The sequence below is a fragment of the Denitrificimonas caeni DSM 24390 genome (genome assembly GCF_000421765.1).
GTDB lineage: Bacteria > Pseudomonadota > Gammaproteobacteria > Pseudomonadales > Pseudomonadaceae > Denitrificimonas > Denitrificimonas caeni.
Map to the genome: position 1 here is coordinate 26,134 of NZ_ATXQ01000005.1, position 12,699 is coordinate 38,832.

9 protein-coding genes and 1 tRNA gene are annotated in these 12,699 nt (G+C 46.3%); all 10 read right to left on the bottom strand.

The window, feature by feature from the left end:
- Positions 1–161 precede the first annotated feature (161 nt).
- Complete coding sequence (yedF, locus tag H591_RS0108650) at positions 162–401, bottom strand: sulfurtransferase-like selenium metabolism protein YedF (protein ID WP_022966556.1); 240 nt, start codon at positions 399–401, stop codon at positions 162–164.
- A 1-nt stretch (position 402) separates the two neighbouring features.
- Positions 403–1,599, bottom strand: a complete 1,197-nt coding sequence (yedE, locus tag H591_RS0108655) for a selenium metabolism membrane protein YedE/FdhT (protein WP_022966557.1) — start codon at positions 1,597–1,599, stop codon at positions 403–405.
- Between the two features lie 621 nt (positions 1,600–2,220).
- A tRNA-Leu gene (locus tag H591_RS0108660) sits at positions 2,221–2,307 on the bottom strand.
- A gap of 258 nt (positions 2,308–2,565) precedes the next feature.
- A complete protein-coding gene (locus tag H591_RS0108665; RefSeq protein WP_022966558.1) occupies positions 2,566–4,917 on the bottom strand; it encodes an efflux RND transporter permease subunit in 2,352 nt (783 codons plus the stop codon).
- Positions 4,918–4,937: 20 nt separating this feature from the next.
- Positions 4,938–6,011 (bottom strand): WD40/YVTN/BNR-like repeat-containing protein, encoded by a 1,074-nt coding sequence (locus tag H591_RS0108670; RefSeq protein WP_028244298.1) that lies wholly within the window; start codon positions 6,009–6,011, stop codon positions 4,938–4,940.
- A gap of 180 nt (positions 6,012–6,191) precedes the next feature.
- Entirely contained in the window at positions 6,192–7,559 is a 1,368-nt protein-coding gene (locus H591_RS0108675) for a DUF1329 domain-containing protein (protein ID WP_022966560.1), read from the bottom strand.
- A 401-nt stretch (positions 7,560–7,960) separates the two neighbouring features.
- Positions 7,961–10,621 (bottom strand): aminopeptidase N, encoded by a 2,661-nt coding sequence (gene pepN / locus H591_RS0108680; protein WP_022966561.1) that lies wholly within the window; start codon positions 10,619–10,621, stop codon positions 7,961–7,963.
- A gap of 45 nt (positions 10,622–10,666) precedes the next feature.
- The gene (locus H591_RS0108685; RefSeq protein ID WP_022966562.1) at positions 10,667–11,512 is read right to left on the bottom strand and encodes a DUF2797 domain-containing protein; all 846 of its coding nucleotides are present in this window, start codon (positions 11,510–11,512) and stop codon (positions 10,667–10,669) included.
- Positions 11,512–11,790, bottom strand: a complete 279-nt coding sequence (locus tag H591_RS0108690; RefSeq protein WP_022966563.1) for a DUF1315 family protein — start codon at positions 11,788–11,790, stop codon at positions 11,512–11,514. The genes H591_RS0108685 and H591_RS0108690 overlap by 1 nt, the downstream gene beginning before the upstream one ends.
- A 30-nt stretch (positions 11,791–11,820) precedes the next feature.
- On the bottom strand, positions 11,821–12,699 hold the full coding sequence (locus H591_RS0108695; protein WP_022966564.1) for a rhomboid family intramembrane serine protease: 879 nt from the start codon (positions 12,697–12,699) through the stop codon (positions 11,821–11,823).

Sequence of the window (12,699 nt, forward strand, 5' to 3'; positions counted from 1 at the left end):
AACCAAGTATGTTTGAGCCAGTGTAAAGCAAGCGGCTGGACCTCACAGCACCTAGGTTTGAACTCACTACTTTTAAACTGAACACGAGAATTCAGCGCAAGAAAGCTGACATGCAAGAATGCTAAAAATCAGACACAAGCTTATGACGCCTGATTTTCTTCTTACGCATAAATATAAAAAAGATACTCTTGGCCATTTTTTACCGGCTCTTGGGCAAAGGTATAACCATGAGCAATAGCCTCTTCCGGCACATTGCGAAAAGAGCCCGGGCAATCGGTGATGACTTGTAACAACTCGCCCTTTTTCATGCCTTGCAATGCTTCGAGGGTATAGATCACTGGATAAGGGCACGACTCCCCGCGCAGGTCTAGAGTGAAATCAGCTTCTTTATTGGCTTGCACGTTATTTTACGCCTCTGTTTAATTCAAAATTTCGATGATAATTTTTTTCACGATAGAGCGTTAACGCATAGAGTACAGCGAGCATCGTAAGTGTACTGAGAATCGCGCCAACAGGACCCAACGCATCCAGCAGGTTGATTTTTTCACCGTGTTTAACCAGAGCATCATAAAGACCAAGATGATCCCAAGCATAGGCTAAGAATGTTGCGCCAATAATATTACCAGCGAACACCGGCAAGAACAGCACCTGCCCTTCCATCAGACGATACATCATGCCGGTTTCACAACCGGATGCCATCACGATGCCTAAGCCAAACAAAACACCGCCAAGCAAAGTACTCAGCGCGGCAATTTGCGTCACCGGCGTTAAGTCATAGATCGATATCACCACCAGAGTTAGCACAGAGCTGGCCGCCATACCGACAATAATGGCTTTGGCCATCAAGCTGCGCCCCACTAAAAACAAATCGCGGAACGCCGCAGTAAAACAGATTTGTCCGCGCTCAATCAAAACCCCAAAAGCCAAACCAAATAACGCACCTAAACCCAGCAACTTTTGCCCAGTAGCAAAGAAATAAATCAGCACACCCGCATAGGCAATAGCAATGACAGCACCAAGATAAGGCTGGATCATTCGCGCTTTAACTTTAGAAGGCTGCGCCGCACCGCGCAATAAAGACGGTCGACCTTTCCACCACAGGGTTCGGGTCAGTTTCGCGCCAAAAAAAGTGCCAATGCCAGTGGCTACAATGAAAATCCATGAGTGCAGCGAGAACTGCGGTACACCGGTAAAAAAAGCAGCCAAATTACAGCCCAGCGCTAAACGCGCACCAAAGCCTGCAATAATGCCACCAACAAAGCCCTGCACATAGCGACGCTTTTGCTGCGGCAGACGAATCTTAAAGCTATTGCTCAGCAGCACCATCATCAGCGCACCGATAAACATTCCCCAAACAATCCAACCATCAGGGCGACTCCAGGTCGCGCCTTGCAGTTTTATCATTTGGTAATACTGCCAATCAGCAACATCAACGCCCAGTAGCTGTAAAATATCGCCGCCCAGCCGGGTGAACTCACCAGTAACAGCCCAAACTGTGGACGTTAGGCCAAAATACAAAGCACTGAGCAAGCCAGCAATAAGCAGCACGACATAAGGATTCCAATGGCGTTGAAAAATAGTGTGAAGCATAGCCTTCATGTCTTACTGCTCTTTATCTAATAAATAATGGCTTAGTTTAAACGATAGCTGCTCGGTATAAGCGTATTTTTTAGTGTCGGGTGGTTGATGATCGCCAATGATAGTCCCTCCCCCCAACAGTCAAGCGACATAAGGCGTCGCATCACCATGGCATGATTCCGCCTCAGCCGCATAGATCTTGAGGTGAATGATGAGACATCACTATCCAACTGCACACCCCCCGGGCAATGCAGCTTTTTTATAAAACACTGCTGTCAGTTAAAGAGTTTCTTTGTAGATGGATTGATTTCATGCAGGCTTTTATCCACGACTTGCAGGTAATTCAATTATGCACAGTCATGCGACAAGGCTTGTCGCATGCTCAAGAAAAGATTTTAAGAGTATTCAATAAAACATGCTGCTGCTTTTAAACCTATAAAAAACGAACGATAACCGCTAAGCGTATCGCCGTCTCGAGGAAGCGATCCTGCATGTAACCCGCCAGACAAGACAAGAACGTCATACCCATAAAATAGTATTGCAGTAATAACTTGTAATTGCGGAAACAAATTTACTGCAAAAACAAAAAAACCAGCACTAGGCTGGTTTCTTGAAAGCCGCTGGCGGCGCGGCTTTTATATATGGTGCCCGGAGCCGGAATCGAACCGGCACGAAGTTACCTTCGAGGGATTTTAAGTCCCTTGCGTCTACCTATTCCGCCATCCGGGCGGTAGAAGCATGACTGGAAGTTGCTTAGTGCGTCTGCCAATCGAGGGCGCTAATATATGAGATCCTTCCGGTAAGTGCAAGTGTTTGTTGAGGTTTTTGTATGAAAAACACCTTTAGAGCAGCCTCTTAATTTATATCAGGATTCAAAAGTAGATATCAAGTAACGCTGTTTACGCTTTAAAACCAAGAAGAGGTAAATCATTTGAAGGGGCTAGCCATAAAAAAGCCCAGCATTAGCTGGGCTTTTTCTTACACTAGCTACTGACGCAAACGTTCAGGTTTAATTAAGAAACGTGCTAGTGCTGGCAGCAGCCAAATCGCACCGAACATATTCCACAGGAACATAAAGGTCAGCATTAAACCCATATCAGCTTGGAACTTGATCGCTGAGAAGATCCAAGTTGCCACACCAATCGCCAAGCACACACCAGTAAAGAGTACAGCTTTACCGGTAGATTTCAGAGTCTGGTAATACGCTTCTTGTAGAGGCATGCCCATGCGCAAGAAGGTTTCTAGGCGGCTATAAATATAGATACCGTAGTCAACACCAATACCAACACCGAGAGCGATAACTGGCAAGGTCGCGACTTTCACGCCGATGCCCATCCATGCCATCAGAGCATTACCCAGTACTGAAGTCAGGACCAGAGGTAAAATCACACAGGCTGTGGCTGCAAAGGATCGGAAAGTAATCAAGCACATCATGATCACCGCACTGTACACCGCGATCAACATCATGGTTTCTGATGAAGAAATCACATCATTGGTTGCGGCCTCAATACCGGCGTTACCTGCAGCCAATAAGAACTGGTGTTCATCGGTATTATTTTTTGCAGCAAAGTCTTCAACCGCAGCAACTGCTGTGGTCAATGTTTCTGCTTTGTGATCCTCAAGGAAGACCAATAACGGCGCGAGTGAACAATCAGAGTTGTATAAGTTATCTGCACGAGAGATCGAGTTATTCAGAACATCCTGGTTACGTGAAAGGGTTTCCCACTTCAAGTTGCCTTCGTTCATCCCTTTGATCACTTGCTTAGAGACTGTCACCATCGAGATAACTGACTGTACACCTGGAGTGTTTTCCATCCGCCAGCTTAAGTCATCCATCGCTTTCAAGGTTTCGTAGCTAGAGCAGCCTTCTATTGGCGTCTTGACCATCACCACCAGTACATCAGAGCTGGTTGAATAGTTGCGAATCACGAAGTCATTATCAAGGTTATAGCGTGAATCAGCGCGCAACTCAGGAGCACCTTGATCCAAGTCACCGATTTTTAGATTCTGGCCATACCACAAGCCAAAACCTAAGGCACAGACTGCAATCACCACTGAAATAGGTGCCACAATTGGATTAGCAAAGTTAGAAATTAAGCGCCATAGACGACTCTCACGCGAAGCGTTTTCACGGCTGATCTTGACGGCTTTTTTACTGATGCCGATATAAGAAATCAGTACTGGCAAGAAAATCAGGTTGGTCAGAATAATCACCGCCACACCGATCGAGGCACCTATCGCCAGCTCACTGATCACTCCAATAGGAATCAGCAGTAAAGTGATAAAGCCCACAGCATCGGAAGACAGTGCAACCAATCCGGGTACAAACAACTGACGGAATGCCATACGCGCAGCAGTCAATGAATCCAAAGCGGTACCTGAAGCCATGGCAATGCCGTTAATCTTTTGCACACCGTGGGAAATACCAATAGCAAAGACTAAAAATGGTACCAACATAGAGTAAGGATCAAGCCCAAAACCCATCAGGTGTAAAAGACCAAGCTGCCAACCCACTGCTACTAATGTGGAAAAAAGCACAGCCAAGGTACTTTTCATGCATTTGGTAAACCAAAGCAGTAAAACAAAAGTGATCGCAATAGCAACAGCAAAAAACAACGCTACGCCAAATAGGCCATCAATCAAATCACCCACTTTTTTTGCAAAACCAATGATATGGATTTTAACATTTGGGTTTTGTAACTGGTATTTCTCGCGAATTTTCTCTTCTAAACTGTGTGAGAAAGCTTGATAGTCCAGTTTGAGTAACCTGCTTTGATCTTCCGGATCAGGAAACTCTTCCATCAAAGGTATTTCGACAATACTTGACTTAAAGTTATTACCGACCAAACGACCTACTTGTCCAGACTTGAGAATATTACTGCGTAATTCCTCCAGACTTTCCGCAGAGCCATCATACGTTTGCGGGATAACTTCACCACCAGAAAACCCTTCTTCGGTTACTTCTGTCCAGCGCACGTTAGGGCTCCACAACGAACGCAAACCTGAACGCTCAACCCCTGGAATGTAAAACGCTTCATCACTGATCTGACGCAGTGTTTCCATATAATCTTTGTCGAAAATATCACCATTAACACTTTCAACAGAAATCCGCACACTGTTACCAAGGTTGGCAAGGTCGTTACGGTGCTCAAGCATTTTTTCAATATAAGGATGCTTAAGTGGAATCATCTTTTCGAAACTGGTTTCAGGGCGCACTTGCGCAGCCTGCCAGAATAAAAATGCACTAATTAATACACAAAGAATAATCACTGCGGGACGATTATTAAAAATTAAACGTTCAAGCACTGCGGCTGGATTGTTTCTTGCTTTAGATGTCATGCTGACGCTCTCCAGTCTTATTATTTATCGAGCAAATCGTTGCCGTTCGCATCAGTAATATGAATGCCATTTTGTCCAACCAGAACCAATTGTCGATCTACGCCTGATGTGACTCCAGCCAAAGAAGCACGATCAGGACGATTAGAGACTGTAAAGCTCTCTCCACCATTGCTACTGCGTAAAACGGTTCCACCATGTCCGACAATTAACACATCACCGTTAGCTAATAAACCACCGTCAGCTAAGCCAAATTGTAAAGTGCCATTCTCTGTGCGAACCTTGGTTTCTATCCAATTTTCACCAAAATCAGTTGAGCGAAAAATATGACCGCGCAAACCATAAACAATCAAGCTTTCAGGCTTGCCACTCGAAACAATACCGAATAAAGAGCCATCATAAGGTCCTTCTAATGTTTCCCAAGTAAGCCCCCAGTCGGCAGAGCGGAACATTGCGCCCATTTCACCAACAATAAAAAGACCTGCATCGGTTACAGCGCTGATTGCATTTAAGTGATAGCCATCTTCATTATCTAAACGATCACTGATGCTGCTCCAGTCTTGACCGCCATTAGTGGTCTCTAATACAGCGCCGTAAGCACCTACTGCATAACCTGTATTGCGATCTTTAAACCAGATATCTAAAAGCGGAGACTCTCTTTCAAGATCGTCGTACTGCCGCGTCCAGGTTGCACCGCCATCACGAGTCGCTAGAATTAAAGCATCATGCCCAACCGCCCAACCATAACGATCATCAACGAAGAATACTGATGTCAATAATTGCTGAGTTGGAACACGCGCTTGCAGCCATTGCTGACCCTCATCGTCTGTATAAAGAATATGACCGCGATCCCCTACCGCAATTAAGCGCTTGCCAGCCCGTGTCACATCCAATAATAAGCCCGTGCTAGCTGCTGCAGACTCAATGGAGTAAGAAGGCGCAGAAACCCCTTCTGTTTTCGCACTGACCTGCATTGGCAATAACACCACTGCAGACAATGCCACAGAACCAAGAAAACGACTGCAACGCCGTAATGAATAAAACGCTCGTTCTGTAGAATTGCTTTTCATTACAGAATACGAAAAGGGTTCACGCATAGATATTCCCCATTATTTTTATAATTGCATGGCTTAACTAAAGCTAGTTATACACTTTAATCCTATGAAATAGCGCATTCACTCGCAATCGTTTTCAGCTTATGTTTTGTTAAGTATTGTAAAGCGTTGATGCGAATAAAAAAAAGCCGCTAAGCATAGCGGCTTTGGACATCAAACAGATTAACGGACACCACGACGACGCAATGCCGCTGGCTTGAAGTAATTGTCTTCTGGCGCTTTAAGGCTGTAGTCAATTGTATCAGGCGCTTCGTTATCTAGGTTTTGCACATGATAACGGCGTGACTGCAAGTCATGGAAAACATCCAAAGCAGTCCAAGTTGTAGGGAGTTCGTAAAAGCTCTTCAGATAAGCGATAGACACCTTCCAAAGCTCGCCACGGCTATCATATTCGTCAGCTAATACAATCTGCCAGCTATCTTCATCGATATAGAATCGACGTTTAGAGTAAATGTGTCGAGCGCCTTTACGTAGTGTTCCTTCAATAATCCATACACGATGCAACTCACTACGCGTAACAGCCGGATTGATATGCCCCGGCTGCAACAACTCCTTATAACTCACACTTGGGCTTGTAATTTTATAGTTATTATAAGGAATATAAATCTCTTTTTTACCAATCAATTTCCACTCATAACGCTCTGGACTGCCGTTGTACATATCAGTGCTATCAGCAGTACGAATACCTTCTGACGCTGAAATAGGCGCATCAAAGGACAAGTTAGGTGCCCTGCGCACGCGACGCTGGCCTGCGTTATATGCCCATGCCACACGCATGTCTTTTGACTGATCTAGCGTTTCATGTACTAGTACTGCCCCACCAGCTAAACGTGCAGGACTTTTAATAAACGAGAGATAATAAAAGAGAATATTATCGTTCTGATCGCCTTGGCCTTTGTTCTCATAAAACTTAAAAAGAATTTCTTGTTGCGCTTCAACTAAAGAAAAGTTGCCGTTGCGCTGAATCACCGCTTCAGCGGCGTTACGTACGCCATACAGACCGCGATAACGAGCAATATGATTCCAAATCATTTCGACTGCGTTCGTGGTTATAGGGAATGGTGTGCCGCCTTTCGCGTTAGTGAAACTGTTACCGTTATTTTCAAGTGTCGTATTTATCGCATTGTATTTAGTATTGTCGTACACCCACTGCGGAGCTGCTGCAGTGCGTCGTGTTTGATATACGGGGATCTGATACGTCTCTGGATACGTATCGAATAACGCAAGCTGGCCAGCAGATAAGTTATCTTTATATTGACTTAGATTAGCTTTGGTAATTGTAAATAATGGTTTGTCATCTGAAAAAGGATCAATGTGATGCTTGCCTGGTTTATAACCCGTAGGTGCAGTAGTTAAACCACCGGTCCAAGCTGGAATAGTCCCTGCCGCATTACCGGCAAGCTCTCCTCCTAAAGGTGTCAAAGTGCGTCCTAACTGTGCTGCTTCACCTTCTGAAACAGCGGCTGCTGCGCTGCTTGCATACAGCGTTACGGCAATGGCTAAACCAAATAGATTTTGCTTTTTAAGCATTTTATTTTCCCCATGTACGTCAGATACAGATATCTGCAAAGACTAGCAAAGCAAGCAGCGCAGTTATAATCTGCGCATAACGACAAAGCCTATCAGCCTCATCATTCCCCCCGCTCACACTCACTACTTAGGAAATATCAAGCAACCTTAGTGCCAACACGCTTAAAAACGCAAACAAGAAACGCTTTTTTGACAATAACCCAATAGTCTTATACGGACCATATAGTCACTTCTTAAAACCATTGGAATTCATCCGATTTAGTATTGTATGCCACTGCCAAACGTTAGACATAAAAAACAAACAACCTTTTCCTACACAATCTGATCCTGCAAAGTGTAGGAGAAGGTAACAAGTAATGACCAAATGCCACTAGGTAACACTTGCATCATCAGCGTTTGAGCTAAACCGCCAAACTCTTTTCCAGCACCTCAAACAAATCAGCCGATAAATCACCACTGTTTTTAATTCTTTTCAGCTGCGCCAACATCTGCTCTTGATGGTGCAGATCAAAACGCTGCCAGCGCGTTAGCGGTGAAATCATCCGCGCGGCCATTTGTGGATTTAACGCATCCAGTTTGATCACTTTATCGGCCAAGAAAGCATAACCCGAACCATCAGCAGCATGGAAATTGGCGGTGTTTTGCGTACTAAAGGCACCAACGAGCGCACGTACTTTATTAGGGTTTTTAATGCTAAAGGCTGGATGATTGAGCAAATGCTGCACGCGCTCTAGACCACCTGGCAAGCCTGCCGCTGCTTGTACGCTAAACCACTGATCCATCACAAGCGGATCATTTTCAAAGCGCTCAGCAAAGCTCTCTAAGGCTTTTTCTGCTTCATCACTAAACGGTGAGTTTACCAAACAGGCTAGCCCAGCTAAACGCTCGGTCATATTGTCAGCAATGCCGAACTGATCAATACAGGCATCCATGATTTCCAAGTCTTGCGTACGCATCAGATAAGCAAGCAGCATATTTTGTAAGCGGCGGCGCGCAAAATCGCTGGCTTGCGCGACATACGGTGTGTCGAGTGACACTTTACGTAAGGCTTGATAACGCGCCAGCATCGGCTCTTTTAAAGCAAAGGCCAACTGATTACTGACATACTCGCGCGCCTGATGAATCGCCAGCGGATCAGCCTGCACATATTGCTCAATGATATAGCCTGTGCTCGGTAGTGCTAAAAACTCAGCCAGCATGGCCGGATTTAAATCTTCTTGCGCCAGCAATGCCTCAAACACTTCAATCAAACGCATGTCCAGCATCGGCTCATCGGTTTCATAGATTTGCCCTACCACCTCTTCGATGACTTGCAGGGCCAATTGCTGGCCTGCTTCCCAACGATTGAAACCGTCGGTGTCATGTTGCAGTAAAAACAGCAAATCATCACGGCTGTAGTCATAACGCAATTCAACCGGCGCAGAAAAGCCGCGCAGCAAGGATGGCAGTGGCTGCTCTGCAACATTGATAAAAGTAAAGGTTTGCTCTGCTTGAGTAACCGATAAGACCCGCTCACCTTCAGTCGCGACGCTTTCACCCTGCAATTGTAAAGGCAACTCTGTGCCCTGCTTGCTTAGCAACGCCATGCTCAAAGGAATCACAAAGGGTTGTTTATCGGTTTGCCCTGGCGTGTCGGGGCAGCTTTGCTTAACGGTCAATTGATAGGTCTGCGTGGCAGCATCGTAGCTGTCACTGACCTGCAACTCTGGCGTACCGGCTTGGCTGTACCAGCGCTTAAACTGGGTTAAGTCCATCCCGCTAACGCTTTCCATTGCAGCAATGAAGTCATCACAGGTCACCGCTTGACCATCATGGCGCTCAAAGTACAGATCTGAGCCTTTACGGAAGGTTTCAGCACCGAGCAAGGTGTGCAGCATGCGCACCACTTCAGCGCCCTTCTCATAAATGGTCAAGGTGTAGAAGTTGGAAATTTCCATATACTGCGCAGGACGCACCGGATGGGCCATGGGCCCCGCATCTTCGGCGAACTGATGGGTGCGCAAATACGCCACATCTTCAATACGCTTGACCACACGCGAGTTCATATCCGCAGAGAACTCACTGTCACGAAATACCGTAAAACCTTCTTTCAGTGAGAGCTGGAACCAATCACGGCAGGTCACGCGATTACCTGACCAGTTATGAAAATACTCATGGGCCACCACGCCTTCAACGCGCTGATGCGCAGCATCCGTGGCAGTTTCCGCTTTAGCTAAAACACAACTGGAGTTAAAAATATTAAGGCCTTTATTCTCCATTGCGCCCATATTGAAATCATTGACTGCAACGATCATGAAAATATCTAAATCGTATTCACGACCATAGACTTCTTCATCCCAGCGCATTGAGTTCTTCAAGCTGTTCATTGCATGTTGGCATTTGTCGATATTTTCTGGCTCAACATAAATACGCAGCGCCACATCACGACCGCTCATGGTGGTAAAGCTGTCTTCTACGCACCACAAATCGCCGGCCACTACCGCAAACAAATAGGCAGGCTTTTTAAACGGATCTTCCCAAGTAACCCAATGCCGACCGTTCTCATCTTCGCCTTCAGCAATCGGATTACCATTGGACAGCAGGATTGGATAGCGGTGTTTTTCTGCATGAATTGTGGTGGTGAAACGACTCATCACATCAGGACGATCAAGATAGTAAGTAATCTTACGGAAACCCTCTGCCTCACACTGCGTACAGAACATGCCGGATGATTTATACAAACCTTCTAGTGCAGTATTGTTTTGCGGCTCAATGCGCACCGTGGTGCTCAACTCAAATTGGTGTTTTGCTGGCTGGATCTGTAAGTGACTGTCAGTCAGGCTGTATTCAACAACCGATAACTGGCGACCATCCAGCTCAATATCCACGAGTTCCAGCTGCTGACCATCCAGTACTAACGGCGGCAAGCTTTCATCGAGTCCAGGATTGCGCTGCATTAGCAAACGCGCATGCACCAAGGCATAGCTTTCATGCAGCTCAAAAGTCAGATGAGTTTCATCAATCAGGTAATCAGGTAGGCGGTAATCACTTAAAGCGATCATTTTCGGTTGTTCGGTACGCATAATAAAAACCTCGATTAAAAACTCACTGACTTTTAAAAGTAAAACTTAAAGTGCGGCGTTATTGCTGACGCTGACAGATAACTGATACGACGTGTATTTACGGATATTAATCACGCCGGTATCAAACAATAAGTATTGGCCTTTAATACCAATTAAAGTGCCCTCGGCCACAGGATTTTTATCCAAGTTAAAGCTGGTGATTTTGGCCGGATAAGCTTCAACAGGATAAGCAATGTCCAATACATCGACATCAGTAATTGGCTGAATCGCTTGCAAACCAAAGCGCTGTTGTAATGCTTGCAAAGGCTCGGCGCAGCTATCGAGTAACTGCTCACGGATGGCAATTAAATCAATCGGCTCAACATCACCTTTGAGTAAAGCACGCCAGTTGGTACGGTCCGCCACTTGGCTGCGCAAGGCATCCTCAACAAAACCCGATTGTTGGCGCGTCGCTACACGAAAAATCGGCACCGCTTGAATCGCGCCTTGATCCAGCCAGCGGGTCGGTAATTGTGAGCTACGCGTAATACCGACTTTCACCCCAGTGGAGTTGGCCAAATAAACAAAGTGATCCGTCATGCAAAAGTCTTGCGCCCACTCCGGTTCGCGGCAGGTGCCGGCATCGTAATGGCATTTCTCTGGACTCATCATGCAACTGTCACACTGCGCCAGCTTGGAAAAACATGGCCAGCAATACCCTTGACCGAAGCTTTTCTTGGTCAAACGATCGCAATGCGTGCAATTGATCGAGCCTAAAAACTCAAGACGCAGGGTTTGGCCAATTAATGGGTTCAGTGCATGCTGTTCGTCATTGAGCCGCAAACTGTATTGCGCCGGTGCATCCAGCGCAATACGCATTTTACTGATGGCACCACGACCTAATTCCAACATCAGTGCAGTGTTCCTGCAGCCGGTGCAAACATCGCGGCTTGTTCTTCTGATAGTTTTTTCTTAGCTTGCTTACCGCACTCTTGACCACCCATGTAGCCGGTGCGCTCTTCTTCGGGCAGGTTAGTTTGCTCCCAGAGAATCATCGCTTGCATGGTCAGTTCTTTCTGCTCTTGGGTCATTCTAGTGCCATCACCCCATTTGCCGATTTCCATCGCCAGTTTTAGAGTTTTGTATGTTTCTGGAGTGATACGTTGAATTAAATCTGTAAAACTTGTCATCATAAATTCCTACAAAATAGACTTACGGCCTTAGGCCGCACGCTGACGTGCCAGCACAGCAAACACGCCACCACTTAAACAACCAATGAGTAAACCGCTGACATGCGCGGCATTCGCGATCTGTCCAAAACCTAAAGCACTGACTACACCAAACAAGCATAACAGCAGCCAAATCAGCATCATAGCCACCACACCGTTGGGTAGTGCATAACTGGCTTGCGGAAAAATACGTTGGTAAATCCAACAGTGGCCCAGCACCGCATAAAGCACGCCGGACAAGCCGCCAAATAAAGACTCGCCAGAGAAAACAAACTGGCTGGCATTCGACACCACAGCCGAGACCAGGGTCAGTGACAATAAAAACAGCCAGCCTTGCTGAAACTCAATGCGCCGCCCCAACTCCCAATACCACATCATGTTCATGGCCAAATGCAACAAGCCAAAATGCAGCAGCATCGGCGAGATCAATCGCCACCATTGCCCTTGCCCTAAGCTGTGCTCAAGCGACACAAAATAAACGTAGTCACCTTGGATTTGAAAATCATTGAAGGTAAACCAGCGTACCGTCTCCAAACTGCCGCCGAGCTGGGTAATCAAAGCGACAACTAGACACGCAATTAACACAGCAGCGGTGATTGGGCTACGACGCAACTGCTCAACAAAACTTGGCGGCTGGTAGCGGCTAGCCGCTTGCGGGATTGGCTCTGCTGTTGCATGCGTCCACTGGCCACTTTGAAACTGCTGATACAACTCCAATACCTGCTCTGCTTGCGCGTCGCTGCCGACCCACAGCACTTGTTCGCCACGATCCTCGGTGACTCGATGACCAATGCCATGCTGCTTCAATAATTGCAAAAAATCAGTCAGATCGTTGTCCAGCGGTACGCGTAAAGCGCTGCTCCACTTCAT

Bases quoted from the DNA above. Each gene is read 5' to 3' on its own strand.
- yedE (WP_022966557.1), bottom strand. From the start codon at position 1,599: ATGAAGGCTATGCTTCACACTATTTTTCAACGCCATTGGAATCCTTAT.
- H591_RS0108665 (WP_022966558.1), bottom strand. From the start codon at position 4,917: ATGACATCTAAAGCAAGAAACAATCCAGCCGCAGTGCTTGAACGTTTA.
- H591_RS0108670 (WP_028244298.1), bottom strand. From the start codon at position 6,011: ATGCGTGAACCCTTTTCGTATTCTGTAATGAAAAGCAATTCTACAGAA.
- H591_RS0108675 (WP_022966560.1), bottom strand. From the start codon at position 7,559: ATGCTTAAAAAGCAAAATCTATTTGGTTTAGCCATTGCCGTAACGCTG.
- pepN (WP_022966561.1), bottom strand. From the start codon at position 10,621: ATGCGTACCGAACAACCGAAAATGATCGCTTTAAGTGATTACCGCCTA.
- H591_RS0108685 (WP_022966562.1), bottom strand. From the start codon at position 11,512: ATGTTGGAATTAGGTCGTGGTGCCATCAGTAAAATGCGTATTGCGCTG.
- H591_RS0108690 (WP_022966563.1), bottom strand. From the start codon at position 11,790: ATGACAAGTTTTACAGATTTAATTCAACGTATCACTCCAGAAACATAC.
- H591_RS0108695 (WP_022966564.1), bottom strand. From the start codon at position 12,699: ATGAAGTGGAGCAGCGCTTTACGCGTACCGCTGGACAACGATCTGACT.